This window comes from Azospirillum endophyticum, from assembly GCF_016595245.1.
GTDB classification, from domain to species: Bacteria; Pseudomonadota; Alphaproteobacteria; order Azospirillales; family Azospirillaceae; genus Azospirillum; species Azospirillum endophyticum.
On sequence record NZ_JAENHM010000059.1, the window covers coordinates 46,466 to 66,456 of the forward strand.

A 19,991-nucleotide genomic window follows, 5' to 3' on the forward strand; every position below is an offset into this window, starting at 1 on the left:
GATTAAGGTAGGGGGGTTAACTCCGCAAACACTCATCCCCTTCAGAACAGATGCTGCCCGCCGGTGATGAAGGTCTCCGTCCCCGTCACATAGGCAGAATCCGGTCCGCAGAGATAGAAGATCACCGCGGCGACATCCTCCGGCGTGCCCATGCGCTTCAGCGGGATGCGCGGAATCAGCACGTCGTATTCCGGGCCGGTCATCGCGGTCTCGATCTCGCCGGGGGCGACGGCGTTGACGCGGACGCCGATCTCGGCGAACTCCACCGCCATTTCGCGGGTCAGACCGGACAGTGCCGCCTTCGAGGTCGAATAGGCCGAACCGGCGAAGGGATGCACCGAATGGCCGGCGATGGAGGTGACGTTGACGATCGCCCCCTTCGCCCGCGACAGCGGGGCGGCGAAGCCGCGCGCCAGCACCAGGGCGGCGAAGAAGTTCAGCTCGAACACCCGGTGCCAGCCCTCGATCGAGCCGTTCAGGCAGCCGAGCCGTTCCTTGATCGGGGTCTTGGGCGAGATGCCGGCATTGTTGATCAGGGCGTGCAGCGGCGCGCCGTCCAGCGCCTTGTTGGCCTCCTCGACGAAGGCGGCGCGGCTGGCCGGGTCCGACAGGTCGGCCGGGATATGGTGGGTCCAGTTGGGATCGCGCCGGCAATGGGCCGGCACATCCTCGCGCGAGCAGGAGATCACGCGCCAGCCTTCGTTGCTGAACCGGGTGACGGTGGCGTGTCCGATACCCCGGCTGGCGCCGGTGAGAATGACGACTTTGCGGTGCGGCATGGGGGCTGCGCTTCACGAATGATTGCGGTCGGCGGGGAAGCGGACACCCTGGGAATGGCCTCGGGAGATCCGGATGCGGGAGGCGGGCGCTCCCGATCCGCCGGTGGTCCACCGCCTGCGGCGATCCTACCCGCCGCCGCCCCGCCTGTCATCCGCCGGCGCGGACGACCCCTGCGTTGCGTCGGGCGCGGCCGAACGACGCAATCGCCGGCCCGGCCCATCGCCGTCCATTGACGTTGCGTCCGGCAGTTCCAACCTTGGCGCAATCCCCGCACCGACGGAGCCAGCCCTTGCCGCGCCAGCCCTTCCGTCCCGCCGCAGCCGCTCCGCGCCTCCACTTCGCCGCGCTGACCGCCGCGGTGCTGTCCTTGACCGCTCCCGCCTGGGCAGCGGACGCCGGGCGCGTCGGCTGCCTGCCGCCCGGCGCCTGGGCCGACGGCACCGGCGCGGCGATGGAGCCGGTGCCGCTGCTGCGCCGCCTTGCCGAGGCGCCGGTGGTCCTGCTGGGAGAACAGCATGACAAGGCCGACCATCACCGCTGGCAGCTCCACACTTTGGCCGGGCTGCACGCGCTGAACCCCGATCTCGCCGTCGGGATGGAGATGCTGCCGCGCCGGCTGCAGCCGGTGCTCGACCGCTGGGTGGCGGGAGAGATGACGGAGGGCGAGTTCCTCAAGGAGACGGACTGGCGCACGGTCTGGGGCTTCGACCCGCAATTCTACCTGCCGATCCTGCAATTCGCCCGCCTGCACCGGCTGCCGGTGGTGGCGCTGAACGTGGACCGCGCGCTGATCAGCCGCACCGCCCGCAACGGCTGGGCCGCGATCCCGGAGGCCGACCGCGAGGGCGTCGGCACACCCGCCGCCCCGACGGCGGCCTACCGCAGCCGTCTGATCGAGACGCTGGCGGCGCATGACCGGTCGGAGGCCCGCTCCGCCGCGCCCGACGATGCTGCCAACAGTGCGGCCACGCGCTTCATCGAGGCGCAGGGTGTCTGGGACCGGGCGATGGCGGAGAAGATCGCCGAGACCCGCCGGACCACCGGCCGCATCGTGGTCGGCATTCTCGGCGAAGGGCATGTCGCCGGACGGGAGGGGGTGCCGCACCAGCTGGCCGATCTCGGCATCGGCGACTCCGCGGTGCTGCTGCCCTGGGATGCCGACCGCGGCTGCGACGAACTGGACGGCCGCATCGCCGATGCCGTCTTCGGCCTGGGGATTGGGAGGGAGGATGCCGAACCGCAGCGGCCCAAGCTGGGCGTTCAGCTCGAACCCGGCCCGGAGGGGATCGTCGTGGGAACGGTCGGCGACGGCAGCGTGGCCGCGGCGGCCGGGCTGCGCATCGGCGACCGCATCCTGATCGCCGCCGGCCTCCCGGTGCGCGCGCCGGCCGATCTGGTGGCGGTGATCCGCCGTCAGGCGCCCGGCACCTGGCTGCCTCTGACCATCCGCCGGGACGGGGCGGAGCGGGAGGTGGTGGCGAAGTTCCCGGCAGAGGTCCGGTAGCCTGCGACGGCGGCCGTCCGGCCGCTACAGCATCGTCTCCCACCGTGCCAGCGCATCGGGCGTGGGATTGACCGCCGGGGCGCAGTCCGTCCGGCCGAGCCGCTCATGGTGCTCGCGCAGGGCCCAGACGACGGTCGGGAAGGCAAGCTCGCTCCAAGGGATGTCCTTCCAGGCGAACAGGCCGACATCCAGGCTTTCCGGGCCGGGCTCGACGTCGGGGGACAGCAGGCGGGCGCGGAAGATCATCTGGACCTGGCTGATGCGCGGGATGTCGTAGATCGCCAGCAGATGGTCGATGTCGATGCGCGCCCGCGCCTCCTCCCAGGCTTCGCGGGCGGCGCCCTCGCGGGTGCTCTCGCGCTCTTCCATATAGCCGGCGGGCAGGGTCCAGAAGCCCTTGCGCGGCTCGATGGCGCGGCGGCAGAGCAGGATGCGGCCATCCTCCCAGGTCGCCACGGCGCCCACCACGATCAGCGGGTTCTGATAGGCGATGTAACCGCAGTCCGGGCACATCAGCCGTTCACGGTCCTCGCCGGGCGGGATGCCACGGACGCGCGGCCCCCCGCAGTCCGGGGCGCAATCGGCGGGTTTGGCGTCGGTGATCTTCTCGTCTGGCATGCCATCCGATATGGCGCCGCATCCTTCGCTGGGCAAGCGGAGAAAGCGGGAGCCCGACCGTTGCGGCTCCCGTATCCGTTCGCGGCCTGTTCCAATTCGCGATTCGTTCCGATAGGCTGTCGCCATCTCTGGGGTGGGGGGGAGTCGGGGTGACGCAGTTCCTGGTGAACGGGATGGTTGTGGATGGCGTCTCGCTGGCGATCGGGCTGGCGGCCGGTCTGCTGCTGGGCGCCGCCGTCTCCTGGGCGGTGCTGCGTGCCGCTGCCGGCCGGGCGGAGGCGGCCGCAGCAGCCCTGCATGCGGAGTTCGCCACCCGCCTCGATCTCGCCGAACGGATCGAGGACGATCTGCGCGAGGAGATCGAGGCGCGCGACCATCAGATCGCCCGCCTGCACGGCGAGGTCGCCGACGCCCGCGAACGCCATGCCCAGATGTCCACCCGGCTGGAGGCCGAACGCACCGCGGCAGCGGAGAAGATGGCGCTGCTGGAACGTGCCCAGGCGGCGCTGGCCGACAGCTTCAAGGCGCTGTCGGCGGAAGCGCTGCACCAGAACAACCGCAGCTTCCTCGATCTGGCGCGGGAGACGCTGACCGGCTTCCAGGAACAGGCCAAGGGTGATCTCGACAAGCGCCAGACCGCCATCGCCGCGATCGTCGATCCGGTGCGCCAGACGCTGGAGGCGATGGACCGCCAGATCCGCGAATTGGAAAGCACGCGGGCCGGCGCCTATGAGGGGCTCAAGCAGCAGGTGCTGTCGCTGGTGGAAACACAAAGCGAGTTGCGGACCGAGACCGGCAACCTCGTCCGGGCCTTGCGGACGCCGGCGGCGCGCGGGCGCTGGGGCGAAATCCAGCTGCGCCGGGTCTGCGAGATGGCGGGGATGCTCGACCATTGCGACTTCGTCGAACAGGTGGCGGTCGACGGCGGCCGGCTGCGGCCCGACCTGATCGTCACGCTGCCCGGCGGCAAGACGATCGTGGTCGACGCCAAGACGCCGTTGGAAGGCTATCTCGACGGCATCCAGGCGGCGGAGGACCCGGCACGGCGCGACGGCATGATCCGCCATGCCCGCCATGTGCGCGAGCATATGAAGCAGCTCGGCACCAAGGGCTATTGGGACCAATTCGACGACAGCCCGGAATTCGTCGTGCTGTTCCTGCCCGGCGAGAACTTCTTCTCCGCGGCGCTGGAGCAGGATCCGGCGCTGATCGAGGCCGGCATCGACCACCGAGTCATCCTGGCGACCCCGACCACCCTGATCGCGCTGCTGCGCGCCGTCGCCTATGGTTGGCGGCAGGAGCGGCTGGCCGACAATGCGCGTGAAATCAGCATTCTCGGTGCCGAGCTGTACAAGCGGTTGGCCGACCTGGGCGGCCATATGGAGCGGCTGGGCGGGCAGCTGGACAAGGCCGTCGGCTGCTACAACAGCGCGGTCGGGACCCTGGAATCGCGGGTGCTGGTCAGCGCACGGCGCTTCCGTGATCTGCATGCCGCGCCGGAAGGGTCGGAGATGCCGCTGCTGGAGCCCCTGGACCACAGCCCGCGCCGTCTGCAGGCGACCGAACTGCGCGCCGTGCCGCCGATCGAGAGCACCGCAGCCGATTGACCGGCGCCGGTCCGAATTGCGCGACATTTCGCCTCACCCGGGACGGTGCCCTGCCGCAGGTTGTCGACGCTGCGGTGCGGCGGCCGTGCTATCCATGCGGCCTCATAGTCGTCGATCTCATGGAAGCCACAGATGACGGACCAGACCGGAACCGAGCAGACCGTCCGCTGCGAGCGCTGCACCCACCGCTATCCGGCTGCCGCCGAAGGGTGCCCGCGTTGCCGTTCGATTCGCCGGACCAATGCGGTGATCGTGGCGCTTCTGGTGATGCTGGTGATCCTCACGCTGGTCGGCTGGATCGGCACCTTGGCCCTGACGTGACGACCCATCCGGCGCTTCGGCCGGCCGGTCCTTGCGCAGGCTTCGCACAATCCTGATGCAGAGCGCATAACGAAATATCATTTCTGTTTCGACCGATAATCCAGCAAGCTTTTTGCTTGTCACAATTGGTTTATTTTGAGAAGCAACCCCATGCCGTCGTTTTTGTGCAGGGGTCGCATCATGTTGAAGAACCTCCGGATCGCCGCGCTCACCAATCTGTTCGGCGTGGTGGTTACGCTGGGTTTCCTGGCGGTGGTGGTCACTGGGGCGCTGGCGATCCGTGAGTTGAAGGTGGGCGGGCCGATCTATCAGCGCATCGTGCTGGGCAAGGACCTGATCGCCGACATCCTGCCCCCGCCGGAATATGTGATCGAGGCCTATCTGGAGGCGACGCTGGCGATGAACGAGCCGGCATCGGTCGAGCAGCGCTGGACGCGGCTGGCGCAATTGCGCAAGGATTACGACGAGCGCCACGACTACTGGCTGAAGGAGAGCTTCGAGCCGGCGCTGGTCGACCGGCTGACCCGGACCTCCCACGCGCCGGTGACGCGGTTCTGGAGCGAAATCGAGACGAGGTTCCTGCCAGCGCTGGCCGGCAAGGACGAAGCGGCGGCGCGCGCTTCCTACGCGGTCATTGCCGACGCCTATGCCGCCCATCGCGCCGTCGTCGACCGCATCGTGGAGGAGACCAGCCGCTACAACAGCGAGACGGAGGTCGATGCCGCCGATCGGGAGCGCCTGTTCATGACCGCGGTATGGGGCGTCTCGGCCCTGGTGCTGACGGTCCTGGTGCTGGGGGTGCTCGGCATCCGGCGCCGCGTGGTGCGACCGGTCGGAGAATTGACTGTGGCGATGCGGGCCCTGGCGCAGGGCAATCTCGCCACCGCCATCCCCGGGGCGGAGCGCGGTGACGAGATCGGCGCGATGGCCCAAGCCCTGCGCGTCTTCAAGGAGAATGCGGAGGAGGCCGAACGCCTGCGCCGCCTGCGCGAAGAGGAGCGCGAACGGTCGGAGCGGGAGAAGCAGGCGGCATTGCTGCGCATGGCAGAGACGGTGGAGACCGAAGCATCCAACGCGGTCGATGTCGTCGCCGGCCAGACCGGTCTGATGGCCGACAACGCCACCCGCATGGCCGAATCGGCCCGCGCGGTCAGCGGCAACAGCCAGACCGTCGCCGCCGCCGCGACCCAGGCCCTGTCCAACGCCCAAACGGTGGCCGCCGCTTCGGAGCAGCTCAGCGCTTCCATCCGCGAGATCGCGGCCCAGATCGGCACGGCGACCATGATGACCGGCGACGCCGTCGGTGCCTCGGTCCGGGCGGAGGAAACCATCCGGCGCCTCGCCGATGCCGTCACCCGCATCGGCGAGGTGACCAACCTGATCAATGATGTCGCCGGCCAGACCAACCTGCTGGCTCTGAACGCCACCATCGAGGCGGCGCGGGCCGGCGAGGCCGGCAAGGGCTTCGCGGTGGTCGCCAACGAAGTGAAGCAACTGGCCAGCCAGACCGCGCGGGCGACCGACGAGATCGAAAGCCAGATCGCCGCCATTCAGGCCACGACCGCCGAGGCGGTCGACGCCGTGCGCGCCATCGCCGAGCGGGTGCGCGGCGTCGAAGCGGTCTCGGCCACCGTTGCCGCCGCCATCGAGGAGCAGGAGGCGGCGACCGGCGAGATCGCCCGCAACGTCGTCCAGACCTCCACCGCCGCGCAGGAGGTGGCGACGCGCATCGCCGCCGTTTTGCAGGAGGCGACGGCCACCGGCGAGCGGGCCGGCGAGGTCAATGTCTTGTCCGCCCATGTCGCGACCAGCATCGAACAGCTCCGCCGCGTGCTGATCGAAGCGATCCGCACGGCGACGCCGGAGGTGAACCGCCGGGCCGCTCCGCGCTATCCGCTGCACCGTCCCGGCCGGCTGATCGTCGGCGGGCGCGATCTGCCGGCGACGGTCGACAACGCATCGGAAGGCGGCGCCCAACTGAGCGGCCTGTCGGAGCAGGCATGGAGCCTCTTGGCGGAAGGGAGTGCTGTGGGCATTTCCTTCTTGCCGGGACTTCAACCGATCCCTGCCGTCGTGCGTGCCCTGGACGGCGGTCCGGCCGGCCGGGCGCATGTCACCTTCACCCTGGCCGGCGCCGACCGCGATCGTTTCACCGCGCAGTTCGTCCACCTCGTCGCCGGGCTGGTCGCGCTGGATCAGGCGGCTTGAGCGGCAGACCGGCCACAGCCCGGGAAAGGCCTTAAACTATGACAGGGATTTCATGACGGTTGGGCCGTGGGCGGGTTCAGAATGGCGCCAGTTCCAGGGCCTCGGCCCCTGCTGAAAGCCCATCCGCCATGGTCGAAACCACCGCCTGCCCCTATTGCGGGTCCGATTACGGGCATGGTCCCAATGATTGCCCGCTGTGCCGTTCCGCCCGACGCAAGGATTTGATCGTGCGTTGCGTCATCGGGCTGATGTTTCTGATCCCGATCCTGACGCTGTTCGCCACCATCCTGCTGGACAACGGCGTGGGAGCGAAGATTTTTTCGATGGATTGAAGAGGTCCGGCGCTTACAGGTGTCCGGTTCGCGCCGACTGTTCCAGCGCCTTGATGTGCGACAGACCGGGCAGGATCTCCGATTTCACGAATTCCATGCGGCGGTTGGGACCGCCGCCGCCGCGGGCGAAGCGGTGTTTCCACAGGTTCATCTTCACCGCCAGACCGCACAGCACCCCGCCGATGGTGACATGGTGGGAGGCGATCAGTTCGCGGATCGACCGGAAGGTGTCGGCATTGATGTCGCTCCAGAAATCCTTGGACCGGTTGTCGAAGCTCTCGAAGCGGCCGGTGATGGAGGTCGCGATGTCGGTCAGGTCACGGGCGATGTCGTCGAGCATCCTGATCTGGCGCGGGTCGCGCTTGACCTCCGCGGAACTGTGGATCTCGCCCATCCAGGTGACGAAGCGCTGAACCTCGGGTACGATCTCGTCCAGGCATTTGCGGAAATAGGCCAGCGACAGGAAGATGTCGCCGTATTCCTCGAGAAACTGCGGAATTTCGTTCAGGCCGATGTCCAGCCGGTCGGCCATCATGCGCAGGTTGCGCAGGGCCTCGTCCCGGTTGGGGTTGGCGAACAGCTGGATGATGTCGGTGACGTCGGCGACGTGAAGCTCTTCCGTGCCGTAGACATATTCCATCAGCGGACGGGTGAAGACCCGCATGTAGTTGGTCAGCTCGGCTTTCTTGCGATCGGACAGGGTCAGGGATTCGACGTTGTTGACGTCGATGTTCAACCGCCGAAGCTCGATCCGCGATGAATAGACGTCGAAGCTGGAAGCGGCGCCGATCTTCTCCAGCTTCACCAGATCGTGTTCGATCTCGTCCTTGTAGGATTCGAAATAGGCAGGCAGATGGCGGGCGGTGACCTGGCCGCTGCCGGTCTGGACGTCGCGGAACATCTCCACCACCGTCTGCAGCCGGACATTCTTGATCAGCCGGGAATGCTGTAGGCCGGGGGTCTCCAGCGGGATCGTCGACAAAGGCAGGATGTGCAGGGAATCGCGGGCTTCGTCATCCCACGCCTTCCGCTTTTCCCTGTCCGCCGCGGCTTTCGCGTCGACTGCTGTATCGCTTGCCCCGCCGTCCAACCGACCGTCCCCCGATGCCTTCGCGCGTCTTGCGTCCATGAGTGTCGCAGAGGGCACCTTACAACAGGAGTCAGGGTTGACAAGGATCGAGATGCCGCCCCCTGCAACGGAAAAACGTCAATACAAAACCAGGGGTTGAGGGTGCCGTCGTGCAACCGGCTATGGAGTTCGTCAGTCCCGGTGGGTCCTGCATTCCGGCCGGGCATCCTGGCCCGCAGATGACGCAGACCAGGATGTAGGCCGAGCGGCGCGACGGTCAGTGGACGCTGACCGGTTCCATGTCGTTCTGGACGATGGCGGCGAAGGCCAGGTCGCGGTCGGCGACCACGCTCAGCGGCGTGCCGTCGGCGGCATGGATCGCGAAGGCGGCGGTACCGTCCATCTCGACCGGGCGGACATAGGCGACGTCGCCCAGGCCGAAGCCGGCGAAATCCTGGGTCGACAGCTGGCGCAGCTGGCTGTGGGTGTCGTTCATCATGGTGACGGTCTCCCGGCGGCTCCCCGTCATGGGCGGCCGCGCGTGCAGAGTATCGGGAATGGCAGGAAGGAAGGCGGCGGCCGGGATCAGTCGTCCCCGCCGTCGGCGGATACGTCGATGGTACGGGGCATGGCGCCGCCCGCGGCCTTTTTCGGCTGTTCGATCTTGATGGTGCGGACCTTCGGTTCCGGCATCGGGCGGGTCAGGTCGATGTTGAGCAGCCCGTTGTCGAGCGAGCATCCCACCACCTCGATCCCTTCGGCCAGGACAAAGCTGCGCTGGAACTGCCGCGCGGCGATGCCGCGATGCAGGTAGACGCGCGACTTGTCGTCGGTCTGGCGGCCGCGGATGACGAGCTGGTTGTCCTCGATCTGGACCGACAGGTCCTCGGAGGTGAAGCCGGCCACGGCGAGCGTGATGCGCAGGCCGTCATCGCCGATCTGCTCGATGTTGTAGGGCGGATAGCCCTCGGCCGAATTCTTGGCGATCCGGTCGAGCGTCCGCTCGAACTGGTCGAACCCGAGCAGCAGCGGACTGTTGAAGAGCGAAAGGCGAGTCGTCACGACGCATCCTCCTCACGACGGGAGCGAGTTGCGGAAGATGGGCCCGTCTCCGGCGCCCGGCGGGTCGGCGGCCCAGCATCGGCCGGCGCCGCCATGCCTATAGATTGGGAGAACGGCGGTCGCGGTCAAGAACCCCGTGGGCATCAAGGATGGTTAAGAATTTCAGGCACCTCGCCAAGCGCGACCGCCACCGCGTCGGCGATGGCGAGGCAGGAGGTCAGGCCCGGCGATTCGATCCCGAACAGGTTGACCAGACCATCCACTCCGTGGATTTCCCGCCCCTGGATCAGGAAGTCGGCCTGCGGCTGCCCCGCCTCGCTCAGCTTCGGCCGCACGCCGGAATAGGCCGGCACCAGCGCGCCGTCCGGCAGTCCCGGCCAATAGGCGCGCACCGCGCCATAGAAGGATTCGGCACGGGCGGGATCGACGGCGTAGTCGATGGGATCGTCCCTATCGCCCAGCCATTCCACGTCGGGACCGAAGCGGGCCTGGCCGGCGAGGTCCAGCGTCAGGTGGACACCCAGCCCGCCTTCGACCGGCACCGGGTAGACCAGCCGCGAGAAGGGGGAGCGGCCCGCGGCCAGCGCATAGTAATTGCCCTTCGCCAGCACGCGCGGCGGCACATGCGCGGCATCCAGCCCCTCCAGGCCGCGGGCGACGGCCCAGGCACCCAGCCCGGCGGCGTTGACCAGGGTGGAGCAGGCGATCCGCATCGGTTCCTTCCCGCCGACCTCCAGTTCGAATCCCTCCGTGCCGCGGTGGGAGCGGAGCAGCGGGCTCAGCAGCGCCAGCATCGCGCCGGCATCCTCGGCATCGCCCAGCAGGGCCAGCATCAGCCCATGGCTGTCGACGATGCCGGTGGACGGCGACAGCAGGGCGCCGACGCTGCGCAGGTTGGGTTCCCAGGCCCGCGCGGTGGCGGCGTCGATCTCCGTCAGGTCGGTGACGCCGTTGGCGGCGGCCTGGGCGCGGATCGCCGCCAGCTTCGGCAGCTGGGCCTCCGCGGTTGCGACGATCAGCTTGCCGATGCGGCGATGTTCGACGCCATGGGAGGCGCAATACTCATAGAGTGCGTCGCGGCCGGGCACGCACAGCCGGGCGCGCAGGCTGCCGGCGGGGTAGTAGATGCCGGCATGGATGACTTCCGAGTTGCGCGAGCTGGTGCCGGTGCCGATGGCGTCCGCCGCCTCCAGCACGATCACCTCGCGCCCGGCCCGCGCCAGACGGCGCGCCACCGCCAGGCCGACCACGCCTGCCCCGACGACCACGCATTCCACCCGTTCCATCGCCTTCGCCCTGCCTTGCCGCCGCGGTGCCCGGGAAGGGGAGCGCAAAAGGGCCGGTCGGCGCAAGGGGTTCCGATCATGCCGGAGAGTCCGAAGCGTCGTGCTTGACTCGGGCGCGCCAATGGGTATTGTGCGCGCCTTCACCTCCTGGGAAAGCGGGCGCGCGCAATCTTTGACGCCCCGTCCGTCGCCTGAACAGGGCGGACGGAACTACCGGGACAACATCAACTCGTGTCCAACGAGGCGTGAGAGTCATGAGCAAGCGTCAAGAGTCCAAGTACAAGATCGACCGCCGCCTTGGCGTCAACCTGTGGGGCCGTGCCAAGAGCCCGCTGAACAAGCGCGAATACGGCCCGGGCCAGCATGGTCAGCGCCGCAAGAAGCCGTCGGACTACGGTCTGCAGCTGATGGCCAAGCAGAAGCTGAAGGGCTACTACGGCAACATCGGCGAGAAGCAGTTCCGCCGCATCTATGCCGAGGCCGTCCGTCGCAAGGGCGACACCGGCGAGAACCTGATCGGCCTGCTGGAGCGCCGTCTGGACGCCGTGGTCTACCGCATGAAGTTCGCGCCGACCCCGTTCGCCGCCCGCCAGCTGGTCAACCATGGCCACATCCTGGTCAACGGCCGCCGCCTGAACGTCTCTTCGGCCCGCATCAAGGACAACGACACCGTCGAGGTGCGTTCCAGGTCCAAGCAGATGGCGCTGATCCTGGAAGCCTCCGCTTCCGGCGAGCGTGACATCCCCGACTATCTGGAAGTCGACAGCGGCGCGCTGAAGGGCCGTTTCGTCCGTGCCCCGCTGCTGGCCGACGTTCCGTACCCGGTCCAGATGGAACCGAACCTGGTCATCGAGTTCTACTCGCGCTGATCGGTCGGCTCCTGCCGAATGCGAAAGGCCGCTCCCCCCGGGAGCGGCCTTTTTGCTATCCGCGGCCTCACCTCAGCCGTGTCAGCAGCAGCGCCGTCAGGTCGTCGTCGATGGGGCCCGTCGCCGCCAGATCGCCGAGCAGGCCGGACAGCAGGGCTGCATCGTCCGGGTCTTGCAGGCGGCGGGCGAAGAGGGTGGCGAGACCGTATTCATCCAAAACTTCGTGGCCGTTCCCATCGCCGGTCGGGATTTCGATGGCGGCGTCGGAATAGAGGAACAGCCGGGCACCGGGCGGCATCGGCAGCAGGCGGCTGTCGTAAACCGCTGACGGCAGCAGACCGAGCGGCAGACCGCTGCCGTCGCCCAGCCGCGGCGCCTCGTCGCCGGGATGCCACATCATCGGCGCCGTCGATCCGGCGGAGGCATAGTGGAACACCCCCGCCACCGGGTCGATCAGTCCGGTCAGCATCGTGGCGAACTGGCCGGTGGGCAGCAGCCCGCACAGCCGGCGGTTCACGGCAGCCAGGAAGTCCGCCGGGGTCAGGGCCGCGCTGCCGATCTGGCGGCAGATGGCGTCGAGCCGGAAGGTGTTCAGCGCGGCACCGACGCCATGGCCGGAGAAGTCGACCAGATAGACGGTCACCCGGCCGTCCGGCAGCCGCTCGATCCCCCAGAAATCGCCGCCCAGCTCGGACGAGGGCGCGAAATGGGCGTGGACGGCGATGCCGGTCGCCGCCTCCAGCTCGGCCAGCCGGGCCGGGCCGGGCAGCATCCGCGCCTGCATCGCGCGCGCCATTTCCAGCTCGGTCTCCGCACGGCCGTGAAACCGTTCCAAGTCGCGCAGCATGGCGTGCTTGCGGAGATGGATGCGCACGCGGGCCAGCAGTTCCTCCGCGTTGATCGGCTTGGCGATATAGTCGGTCGCCCCGGCGGCGAAGGCACGGGCACGGTCCTCCGCCCGGTCCAGGCTGGACTGCACCAGCACCGGCAGCGATCGCCAGCGCGGGTCGGCGCGCAGGTGCCGGCACAGTTCGAATCCGTCCATCTGCGGCATCATCAGGTCGAGCAGCACGAGATCGGGCTTGAAGCGCTCCATCCGGGCCAGCGCGTCCTGCCCATCCTCCGCCTGCTCGACCAGGGTGATGCCGCCGCGCTCCAGCAGGGCCAGCAGCAGGTGGCGGTTGAACCGGTTGTCGTCGACGATCAGGATGCGGGCACCGGTCAGCCAGTCGGCGAACCGGTCGGGGGCGTCTTGCGTCCCGGTGGCGGCCGAGCCCGGGGAAAGCGGGTCCCGGCCTGGCGGCGGGACGGTCGTCATGCCGCCTCCCGCTCGATCCACAGCAGGGTGTGGTCTTCGCCGCCGACCCGGCCCAGCGCCGAACCCAACGAGCGGACCACGGCGTCGAAGCCATCGCCCTCGTCCACCGCCCGGGCGATCATCCAGCAGAGCCCGATTCCGGTCCCACCGGCGTCCGGCGCCTTCGGCACCGCGACGGAATGAAGCGCCAGCACGCCGCCGCGCGGCAGTTCCATCACGTCGCAGCGATAGCGGGTGCCGGAGGCGATGCCGATTGCCATGCCGGTGGCTGTGCCGAGCGTCGGTCCGCCCCCATTTCCGCCGTCGCCGCTCAATATCATCGGCGGCGCTCCGTCGGCCGACGCATGGATGAAGCGTCCGGTTTCGCCGTCCAGCACGCCGTAGGTCATGGTCGCCCTTTCTCCCGACGCCAGCAGGTCTGCGGCACGGTCGTTCAGCGCGGTCAGCAGGGCGGCGGCATCCTCGCCATGGACGGGACCAAGCTCCTGCAGAAGGGCGTGCAGACGGACGGCGTTCAGGGCCGCCGAAACGCCATGGCCGGCGACGTTCAGCAGATAGATGCCGAAGCGAAGCCCGCCGAGCGGCAGCAGCCCCCACAGGTCGCCGCCGAGATGGCGGGAGATCACGCTGTGGGCGCGCAAGCGGCAGCCGGCCGCCTTCATCACCGTGGCGTACTGCTCCGGGGTCGGCAGCAGGTGCTCCTGCATCGACCGGGCGACGGACAGCTCCGCCTCCACCCGCGCGCGATAGGCCTGGAGACGGCGGATCAGCACCCGGTCTTCCAGATGGATGCGCACACGGGCCAGCAGTTCCATGCGTTCCAGCGGTTTCGTCACGAGGTCGGTGGTGCCGGCGGCGAAGGCCCGATTGCGGTCCTCGCCCGACGACAGCGCGGTCTGGACCAGGATGGGCAGATCCGCGGTCTCCGGTTTGGCACGCAAGCGGCGGCAAACCTCGAATCCGTCCATTCCCGGCATCATGATGTCCAGGATCAGCAGGTCGGGGACGGCGGCGTCGATCATCGCAAGCGCCTCCCCTCCGTCGGCGGCGAAGGAGATCCTGCGGAAGCCGGCCTCGGTCAGGAGGGCGCCGATCAGGCTGCGGTTCCAGGCGGTGTCGTCGACGACCAGGATCCGGCAGTCCAGGATTGCGGGATCGGGATCGCGGCGGCCGCCGATCCCGCCCTCCGGGTCATGTCGATTCGCCATGGTCACAGCCGGAACCCCAGGCGGATGCGGCGGCCGCCATCCTCGATCTCCAGCCCGTCGGCGATTTCGCCGATCAGGCCGAGCCCACGGCCCGACGCTCCGGAGCTGCTGCGCGGACCTGGGCTGAAGCCGGTTCCCTCGTCGGTGATCTCCACCGTCACCAGTGGCCGCCCATTCTCCGCCGGGTCGATCCTCAGCGCGATGACGACGCGCCGGGCCGCCAGGACCGGGTCGGCCAAACGATCGTTCAGATCTCTGGAAAAACGGTCCAATTCCCGCGCGTTCAACTCCTTCATGGCAGTGACGCCCAGATTGCCGTGGACCAGCGCATTGCTGACCGCCTCGTGCAGGGCCAGTTCGACATCGTCACGACGATCCCCTTCCAGCGCCCACCCCGGCGCAAGACGGGCGCTCAAAGCGGCCAGCAGCCGCCTACCGGGCTGGAGGCCATGTGCGGTCGCGGTGGTCAGGTTGAGGTAGAGGTCGTTGCCGGCCGCATCGGCCAGCAGACGGGCCAGCCCCGACGCATCGGTGCGGGAGGGCGGTTCGATCCAGGCGGCGACGGGCGGCAGCCACAGCGCGTCGGCATCCATGAGGCCGGCGCCGTTCCGCTCGCTGCCGGTCACAAGGGCGGCCAGCGGCTCGCTGCCGGCCGGATCGGTGGCCGGAGCCAGCCCCAATTCCCATGCCAGGCGATCCAGCCGGTCGGCGGGCAGTCCCGGTGCCAGAAGACGGGTGAAACGGGCGCGGTATGCGGTGGCCTGGCTGGTTTCCTGGGTCGTCCCGCCGATCACCGGGATCAGTCCTCGATCGGAACGATCTTGGCGATCTGCGCCACCGTCAACACCCGCTTCACCTGCCCGGCGGCGCCGCGCAGGACGAATTGCTTGCTTGCCCGCTCCATTTCCTCTCGCGCGATCAGCAGCATGCCGATGCCGGCGGAGTCGACGAATTCGAGCGACGAAAGGTCGAGCACCTGACGCCTGAGCTTGTTCTGCCCCATTTCGCCGATCAGGGCCCGCAACTTTGCATGGTCGTTGAATGTCAGGCGGCCGCGCAGACGGATAACCGCCTCCTGATCGCGCACTTCTATGCCGTAATCCATAGGACCGTCTTTCCGGAAAGATAGCTTACTGTACAGATGGCGGGCACACTGCGCTAGAAGAGTTCAATATCACCCCCGGCGCCGCTTCCTCCTGCGACATCGAGGTCGAGCACGCCGTTTTCGTCCAGTGCGGTGCCTTCCAGCAGCAGCCTGCGGACGAAGCGTTCGCGCATCTCGCTCAGCGTGAAACGGCCCATCAGTTGGTTCAGCCATTCCTGCGGCTCCCGCGCGCCGATGGCGGGAGGGACCTGGGAGCGGATCCTGGATTCAAGGTCTCCCAGCCCGGCGCTCATGATGGCGAGGCTGTCGTTGATCGCCTCGATCCGCTGCTTGGTCAGATCCTGGAACTGCATGCCGGTGATGACATGGGCGATGGTGGCGGACATGTCGGACGATACCGAGGCGGCGGTTTCCAGCACCGATTGGAAATGGCTGGTCTGCGCCACCAGGTTGTCCATCGTCTTGTCGACGCGCTCCTTGGCCAGCATCTGCGGCGACATGTCGGTGTTGGCGATCTGGCGCAGGATGTCGTGGCCGTTGCGCACGCCCTTCACCACGGCGGTGACCGTGCCGCGCATCCGGTCCGCCAGTTCGCCGGTGGAGCGGGAGAGGTGCCGCACCTCCTGCGCGACCACGGCGAAGGTGCGCCCGGCCTCGCCGGCACGGCTGGCCTCGATGGTGGCGTTCAGGGCCAGGAAGTTGGTCTGCCGGTTGATGCCGTCGATGTCGCCGATCGATTTTTCCAGCTCGGCCACGTCCTTCTGCACATCGTCGAGCAGATAGACCATGGTCATGGCGTGGCGCGACAGGGTGACGATGTTGGTCACCATGTCGGTGATGATGTCCTGCATGCCGACGACCAGCGTGTCGAGCGGCACCCGTTCGCCGTCGACGTCGACCGAACCGGCCATGGCGACGATCTGGGCCACCCGCTCCGATTGTTCCAGCGCCTTCTGGGCCAGTTCGCGGAAGCGTTCCGACAGGTCGAGGGTGGAGGTCTCCACATGGTCCGACGTGCGGGTCAGTTCGCTCTGCACGATGTCGAGCGTACGGCGCTGCACGTCGGCGAAGCCGAGCCAGGTCGACAGAAGCTCCGCGGTGACCGCGACCTTGGCGCCGCCATCCAGGACGCTGTCCGGGAGCGTGGCCGCGGCATCGGAAGCACCATTCCTGTGGGCATCGTGGGCGGCGGGGATAGACATGCTGGTGCTCCTTGGAAACTCGGCCCGGATGCCCGGTCAGATCAGAGGGGGCGGTTGCGCTCGCCGGCGGCGTCGAAGGCGCGCAGCATTTCGGCGGGAATCTGGGAAAGCGGCAGTTCGGCCGAAACCGCGCCGGCCTCCTTGGCGGCGCGCGGCATTCCGTAGACGACGCAGCTCGATTCCTGCTCGCCGATGGTGAAGGCGCTGGCGTCATGCATCGCCTTCATGCCGATGGCGCCGTCCCGGCCCATGCCGGACAGGATGACGCCGACGGCATTGCCGCCGGCCGCCTTGGCGACGGAGGCGAACAGCACGTCGACCGATGGGCGGTGGCCGCTGACCGCGGGGGTGTCCTGGATGTGGCAGACGAAGCCGGCGGTGTCGCGGACGATGGCGAGATGGCGGTCGCCGGGGGCGATCAGCACCAGCCCCTGCGCCGGCCGGTCGCCATGGGCAGCCACCCGCACCGCCGGCGCCGACAGACGGTCGAGCCGGCCGGCGAAGCTGGGCACGTAGCTGGGCCCCATATGCTGGGTGATGACGATGGGCGGGCAATCGACCGGCATGGCGGCCAGCACGTCGCGGATGCGCTCCACCCCGCCGGTCGAGGCGCCGATGGCGATCAGCCGCTTGCCCGAGCCGGCACGCCGCGGCGCCGGCAGGACGCCGTGGGCGGCGGCCGGACGGCGCATGGTCGGACGCGCGGTGGCGGCGACGCGGATCTTGGAGGCCAGTTCCGTCGCCATCGCCTCGAACCCGAGTCCGTCGGACCCGACGGGCTTGGCGATGCAATCGACCGCGCCCAGTTCCAACGCGCGGATGGCGGCGTCGGATCCTTCACGGGTCAGGGAGGAGACCATGATGACCGGTGTAGGCCGCAGCGTCATGATCTTCTCGAGGAAGGACAGGCCGTCCATCTTCGGCATCTCGACGTCCAGGGTGATGACGTCGGGGTTGGTGGCCTTGATGACCTCGCGGGCCTCGAAGGCGTCGCGGGCGATGCCGGCGACCTCCATCCCCGGCTCGCGGGTCAGGATATCCTTCAGCATCTCGCGCATCAGGGCGCTGTCGTCGACGATGACGACACGGATCGGTCTGGGCATCGGTCAGCTCCCTCCCGGATCGGCGGGTGCGAACAATTCGACGTCACCCTCGTCCGGGGGGCGGCCCGGATGGGTGATGAACCGCCGTTCGCGGGTGACGGTGTCGACCGCCGCCTCCGGCCGCAACAGGCGGCGCAGTGCGCGGCCGCTGTGCGGGAAATAATGCAGGCGCCGGGCGGAGCCGCCGCCAAGATCGTGGCCGGCCAAAACCAGCCCCTCCGCCCGCACATACTCGAGCGCGAAGCGGCTGTTCAGCCCGCCGATGTCGTAGCTCGACTCGATGACCCGGCCGCCGCCGAACAGCTTGACCTGCAAGTGCCGGCGCTCCGCCCCCGCCGCCAGCAGCGCGTTGATCAGCCGCTCCATCGCGACCGAGCCGTAGCGCGCGGCCAGCCCTGCCCCCTCCAGTTCGCTCGCCGGCAGGTCGGGCAGCATGAAATGGTTCATGCCGCCGATGCCCCGCACCGGGTCGTGGATGCAGGCGGCCACGCAGGATCCCAGCGTCGTGGCGATCATCAGGTCGGGGCGGTCGCTGACCGCCTGCTGGCCGAGCGCGATCTTGACGGTGTCGACCTTGAATTCCTGGTTGAAGTAGCGCCCGCTTCCCATGCGGCGGGACGTCGCGACCGGGCCGGGGACATGGGGGCCGGAGTCCTGAATCTCGGATTCTCGGCCGGGGACGGGGGAGGCGATCATCGCTCAGCCCCTCCGGTAGATCGTTGGACCGGCTTGGCGGAACAGGTTCGACACGCCGTACAGGCTCTCCGAATGACCGAGGAACAGATGGCCGCCGGGGCGGAGCATCCGGGCAAAATTCTCGATCACCTGCATCCGGCCGGGCCGGTCGAAATAGATCAGGACATTGCGGCAGAAGATCGCGTCGAACGGGCCGGACATCGGCCAATGTTCCAGCAGGTTCAAGGGCTTGACGGTCACGAGCCGTTTCAGCTCGTCGCCCATCGCCACCGCCGGCTCGCCATCCAGCCGGATATCGGCGGTGAAGCGCTGGCGGATGGCGGGCGGGATGCCGGTGGTGCCGGACAGCGGGTAGATGCCGCGCCGGGCGGTGTCCACCATATGGGTGTCGATGTCGGTGGCGAGGATGCGGGCGTCCCAGCGGCGGAGATCCGCTCCCATCGTCGCGACCAGCACCATCGCCATGCTGTAGGGCTCCGGTCCGGAGGAGCAGCCGGCCGACCACAGCCGCAGCCGCGGCTTCGGCCGCCCGGCATTCAGCGCCCGCACCTCCGGCAGGACGGTGGAGGCCAGGAAGTCGAAATGGTGCGATTCGCGATAGAAGCTGGTCAGGTTGGTGGTCAACGCATTGACCAGGAAGCCGATCTCGTCCGGATTGTCCTCTCCCTGCAGCAGGGCGCAATAGGCGTCGAAATCGGGCAGCCGCAGTTCGCGCAGGCGGCGCGCCAGCCGGGCATAGACCATTTCCGCCTTGTGCGGGGCCAGCGCGATGCCGGCCAGCTGGTAGAGCAGTCCGGCGATCAGCTCGAAATGATGCCGTTCGAAATGGAATTCGCGCGCGCACCCATACGCCTCGGCCGCGCTGTGCCGCGGCACCGCCGAATCGGTCGACAGGGCTGATGGGCGCTCGGTCATCGCGGCACCGGGGACATCGTCAGGCACTCTGGGCGGCGCATCGAACCTTGCGGTCCGGCATCTTGCGATCGAGGGTGAAGGCGGTCGTCCGACGGCGCAGCCGTTCGGCGACCCGCATGGCGCTCGGGACGCTGCCCGCTTGGGCGGTCGTGCCGTCGGTGGACATCGGTGACGCTCCCTCCGCTTCCTGCTTCTTGCCGGGGCTCGCCCGCCCGGGCACCCGGACCGGCCGAGGTCAGGTCGGTTCCAGCATTGCGCGGGGGACGGCGTCCTGGTCGACATGCTCGCCCGCGAACAGCTTGCCGACGTTCAGCAGGGTCACCATGCGGTTTTCGGCGGTGTAGAGACCGCTGAGATACTCGGCGTCGACCAGACCGCTGTCGATGTCGGGCGGCGGCTTGATCGCCTCATGCCCGATGGCGAGGATGTCGGAAATGGCGTCGACCAGGATGCCGCGCGTGCGCTCGCCCACCTGCATCACCACCACGACATGGCGCTTCGTCACCTGGGTCGGTCCACCGCCGAAGCGGGCGCGCAGGTCGAAGATCGGGATGATGATGCCGCGCAGGTTGACGACGCCGCGGACATAGTCGGGCAGGTTCGGCAGGCGGCTTTCCGGCGTCCAGCCGCGGATTTCACGCACGGCCAGGATGTTGACGCCGTATTCCTCGCTGCCGACCGTGAAGGTGACGTACTGCTCCTCCGACCCGTTGGCGATGCCGCCGGCGGGCTGGAGGTCGGTGCGCGAGGTGACGGGGGCGATTGCGGTGGAACTGCTCATCGCTGGG

The 19,991-nt window shown here is 68.5% G+C and carries 21 protein-coding genes and 1 pseudogene; 6 read left to right on the top strand and 16 right to left on the bottom strand.

Annotated features, from left to right (window positions below):
- Nucleotides 1-41: 41 nt before the first annotated feature.
- Nucleotides 42-779: an SDR family NAD(P)-dependent oxidoreductase gene (locus JHL17_RS20790; protein ID WP_098739178.1), complete on the bottom strand. Its 738-nt coding sequence runs from the start codon at nucleotides 777-779 to the stop codon at nucleotides 42-44.
- A gap of 290 nt (nucleotides 780-1,069) precedes the next feature.
- Between JHL17_RS20790 and JHL17_RS20795 the strand changes: the two genes are divergently transcribed.
- Nucleotides 1,070-2,284 carry a ChaN family lipoprotein gene (locus JHL17_RS20795; RefSeq protein WP_247893710.1) on the top strand — a complete coding sequence of 405 codons (1,215 nt, stop codon included), beginning with the start codon at nucleotides 1,070-1,072 and terminating at the stop codon, nucleotides 2,282-2,284.
- Between the two features lie 24 nt (nucleotides 2,285-2,308).
- Here JHL17_RS20795 and JHL17_RS20800 read toward each other — a convergent pair whose 3' ends face one another.
- Nucleotides 2,309-2,902, bottom strand: coding sequence for an NUDIX hydrolase (locus tag JHL17_RS20800; RefSeq protein ID WP_200196023.1), 594 nt, complete (start codon nucleotides 2,900-2,902; stop codon nucleotides 2,309-2,311).
- Nucleotides 2,903-3,051: 149 nt separating this feature from the next.
- Here JHL17_RS20800 and JHL17_RS20805 point away from each other — a divergent pair, with 149 nt between their 5' ends.
- The 4 genes from JHL17_RS20805 to JHL17_RS20820 all read left to right on the top strand — a co-directional run bounded on the left by JHL17_RS20805 (nucleotide 3,052) and on the right by JHL17_RS20820 (nucleotide 7,370).
- Complete coding sequence (locus tag JHL17_RS20805) at nucleotides 3,052-4,509, top strand: DNA recombination protein RmuC (RefSeq protein ID WP_345773848.1); 1,458 nt, start codon at nucleotides 3,052-3,054, stop codon at nucleotides 4,507-4,509.
- 132 nt (nucleotides 4,510-4,641) lie between these two features.
- On the top strand, nucleotides 4,642-4,830 hold the full coding sequence (locus JHL17_RS20810) for a hypothetical protein (RefSeq protein ID WP_200196025.1): 189 nt from the start codon (nucleotides 4,642-4,644) through the stop codon (nucleotides 4,828-4,830).
- A 180-nt stretch (nucleotides 4,831-5,010) separates the two neighbouring features.
- The gene (locus JHL17_RS20815; protein ID WP_200196027.1) at nucleotides 5,011-7,038 is read left to right on the top strand and encodes a methyl-accepting chemotaxis protein; all 2,028 of its coding nucleotides are present in this window, start codon (nucleotides 5,011-5,013) and stop codon (nucleotides 7,036-7,038) included.
- Nucleotides 7,039-7,166: 128 nt separating this feature from the next.
- Entirely contained in the window at nucleotides 7,167-7,370 is a 204-nt protein-coding gene (locus tag JHL17_RS20820; RefSeq protein ID WP_200196030.1) for a hypothetical protein, read from the top strand.
- A gap of 13 nt (nucleotides 7,371-7,383) precedes the next feature.
- On the opposite strand, the gene JHL17_RS20825 is transcribed toward JHL17_RS20820, so the two are convergent.
- The 4 genes from JHL17_RS20825 to JHL17_RS20840 all read right to left on the bottom strand — a co-directional run bounded on the left by JHL17_RS20825 (nucleotide 7,384) and on the right by JHL17_RS20840 (nucleotide 10,787).
- Complete coding sequence (locus tag JHL17_RS20825; RefSeq protein ID WP_345773849.1) at nucleotides 7,384-8,352, bottom strand: hypothetical protein; 969 nt, start codon at nucleotides 8,350-8,352, stop codon at nucleotides 7,384-7,386.
- A gap of 364 nt (nucleotides 8,353-8,716) precedes the next feature.
- Nucleotides 8,717-8,938, bottom strand: a complete 222-nt coding sequence (locus JHL17_RS20830) for a DUF1150 family protein (RefSeq protein ID WP_200196034.1) — start codon at nucleotides 8,936-8,938, stop codon at nucleotides 8,717-8,719.
- An 86-nt stretch (nucleotides 8,939-9,024) separates the two neighbouring features.
- Nucleotides 9,025-9,501, bottom strand: a complete 477-nt coding sequence (locus tag JHL17_RS20835) for an Hsp20 family protein (RefSeq protein ID WP_200196035.1) — start codon at nucleotides 9,499-9,501, stop codon at nucleotides 9,025-9,027.
- Between the two features lie 143 nt (nucleotides 9,502-9,644).
- Nucleotides 9,645-10,787: an NAD(P)/FAD-dependent oxidoreductase gene (locus JHL17_RS20840; RefSeq protein WP_200196037.1), complete on the bottom strand. Its 1,143-nt coding sequence runs from the start codon at nucleotides 10,785-10,787 to the stop codon at nucleotides 9,645-9,647.
- Nucleotides 10,788-11,041: 254 nt separating this feature from the next.
- Between JHL17_RS20840 and rpsD the strand changes: the two genes are divergently transcribed.
- Nucleotides 11,042-11,656, top strand: coding sequence for a 30S ribosomal protein S4 (rpsD, locus tag JHL17_RS20845; RefSeq protein ID WP_200196039.1), 615 nt, complete (start codon nucleotides 11,042-11,044; stop codon nucleotides 11,654-11,656).
- A gap of 67 nt (nucleotides 11,657-11,723) precedes the next feature.
- Here the strand turns inward: rpsD and JHL17_RS20850 are convergent, their stop codons facing one another.
- The 10 genes and pseudogenes from JHL17_RS20850 to JHL17_RS20895 form a co-directional block, all read right to left on the bottom strand.
- Nucleotides 11,724-12,974 carry a PP2C family protein-serine/threonine phosphatase gene (locus JHL17_RS20850; RefSeq protein ID WP_200196041.1) on the bottom strand — a complete coding sequence of 417 codons (1,251 nt, stop codon included), beginning with the start codon at nucleotides 12,972-12,974 and terminating at the stop codon, nucleotides 11,724-11,726.
- Nucleotides 12,971-14,182 carry a fused response regulator/phosphatase gene (locus tag JHL17_RS37715; protein ID WP_200196042.1) on the bottom strand — a complete coding sequence of 404 codons (1,212 nt, stop codon included), beginning with the start codon at nucleotides 14,180-14,182 and terminating at the stop codon, nucleotides 12,971-12,973. The genes JHL17_RS20850 and JHL17_RS37715 overlap by 4 nt, the downstream gene beginning before the upstream one ends.
- A gap of 2 nt (nucleotides 14,183-14,184) precedes the next feature.
- Nucleotides 14,185-14,976, bottom strand: coding sequence for an ATP-binding protein (locus tag JHL17_RS20860; RefSeq protein WP_200196044.1), 792 nt, complete (start codon nucleotides 14,974-14,976; stop codon nucleotides 14,185-14,187).
- A gap of 5 nt (nucleotides 14,977-14,981) precedes the next feature.
- The gene (locus JHL17_RS20865; protein WP_200196046.1) at nucleotides 14,982-15,287 is read right to left on the bottom strand and encodes an STAS domain-containing protein; all 306 of its coding nucleotides are present in this window, start codon (nucleotides 15,285-15,287) and stop codon (nucleotides 14,982-14,984) included.
- A gap of 53 nt (nucleotides 15,288-15,340) precedes the next feature.
- Nucleotides 15,341-16,021: pseudogene (locus JHL17_RS38005) on the bottom strand (methyl-accepting chemotaxis protein); the annotation flags it as partial.
- Nucleotides 16,022-16,530: 509 nt separating this feature from the next.
- A complete protein-coding gene (locus tag JHL17_RS20875) occupies nucleotides 16,531-17,592 on the bottom strand; it encodes a protein-glutamate methylesterase/protein-glutamine glutaminase (protein WP_200196049.1) in 1,062 nt (353 codons plus the stop codon).
- A 3-nt stretch (nucleotides 17,593-17,595) separates the two neighbouring features.
- Complete coding sequence (locus tag JHL17_RS20880; protein ID WP_200196051.1) at nucleotides 17,596-18,288, bottom strand: chemotaxis protein; 693 nt, start codon at nucleotides 18,286-18,288, stop codon at nucleotides 17,596-17,598.
- Between the two features lie 3 nt (nucleotides 18,289-18,291).
- Entirely contained in the window at nucleotides 18,292-19,203 is a 912-nt protein-coding gene (locus JHL17_RS20885) for a CheR family methyltransferase (RefSeq protein WP_200196053.1), read from the bottom strand.
- Between the two features lie 19 nt (nucleotides 19,204-19,222).
- Nucleotides 19,223-19,369 carry a hypothetical protein gene (locus JHL17_RS20890; protein ID WP_200196055.1) on the bottom strand — a complete coding sequence of 49 codons (147 nt, stop codon included), beginning with the start codon at nucleotides 19,367-19,369 and terminating at the stop codon, nucleotides 19,223-19,225.
- Between the two features lie 69 nt (nucleotides 19,370-19,438).
- A complete protein-coding gene (locus JHL17_RS20895; protein ID WP_200196057.1) occupies nucleotides 19,439-19,984 on the bottom strand; it encodes a chemotaxis protein CheW in 546 nt (181 codons plus the stop codon).
- Between the last annotated feature and the right edge of the window lie 7 nt (nucleotides 19,985-19,991).

Bases quoted from the DNA above. Each gene is read 5' to 3' on its own strand.
- JHL17_RS20790 (WP_098739178.1), bottom strand. From the start codon at position 779: ATGCCGCACCGCAAAGTCGTCATTCTCACCGGCGCCAGCCGGGGTATC.
- JHL17_RS20800 (WP_200196023.1), bottom strand. From the start codon at position 2,902: ATGCCAGACGAGAAGATCACCGACGCCAAACCCGCCGATTGCGCCCCG.
- JHL17_RS20810 (WP_200196025.1), top strand. From the start codon at position 4,642: ATGACGGACCAGACCGGAACCGAGCAGACCGTCCGCTGCGAGCGCTGC.
- JHL17_RS20815 (WP_200196027.1), top strand. From the start codon at position 5,011: ATGTTGAAGAACCTCCGGATCGCCGCGCTCACCAATCTGTTCGGCGTG.
- JHL17_RS20820 (WP_200196030.1), top strand. From the start codon at position 7,167: ATGGTCGAAACCACCGCCTGCCCCTATTGCGGGTCCGATTACGGGCAT.
- JHL17_RS20830 (WP_200196034.1), bottom strand. From the start codon at position 8,938: ATGATGAACGACACCCACAGCCAGCTGCGCCAGCTGTCGACCCAGGAT.
- JHL17_RS20840 (WP_200196037.1), bottom strand. From the start codon at position 10,787: ATGGAACGGGTGGAATGCGTGGTCGTCGGGGCAGGCGTGGTCGGCCTG.
- rpsD (WP_200196039.1), top strand. From the start codon at position 11,042: ATGAGCAAGCGTCAAGAGTCCAAGTACAAGATCGACCGCCGCCTTGGC.
- JHL17_RS20850 (WP_200196041.1), bottom strand. From the start codon at position 12,974: ATGACGACCGTCCCGCCGCCAGGCCGGGACCCGCTTTCCCCGGGCTCG.
- JHL17_RS37715 (WP_200196042.1), bottom strand. From the start codon at position 14,182: ATGGCGAATCGACATGACCCGGAGGGCGGGATCGGCGGCCGCCGCGAT.
- JHL17_RS20865 (WP_200196046.1), bottom strand. From the start codon at position 15,287: ATGGATTACGGCATAGAAGTGCGCGATCAGGAGGCGGTTATCCGTCTG.
- JHL17_RS20875 (WP_200196049.1), bottom strand. From the start codon at position 17,592: ATGCCCAGACCGATCCGTGTCGTCATCGTCGACGACAGCGCCCTGATG.
- JHL17_RS20880 (WP_200196051.1), bottom strand. From the start codon at position 18,288: ATGATCGCCTCCCCCGTCCCCGGCCGAGAATCCGAGATTCAGGACTCC.
- JHL17_RS20885 (WP_200196053.1), bottom strand. From the start codon at position 19,203: ATGACCGAGCGCCCATCAGCCCTGTCGACCGATTCGGCGGTGCCGCGG.
- JHL17_RS20890 (WP_200196055.1), bottom strand. From the start codon at position 19,369: ATGTCCACCGACGGCACGACCGCCCAAGCGGGCAGCGTCCCGAGCGCC.
- JHL17_RS20895 (WP_200196057.1), bottom strand. From the start codon at position 19,984: ATGAGCAGTTCCACCGCAATCGCCCCCGTCACCTCGCGCACCGACCTC.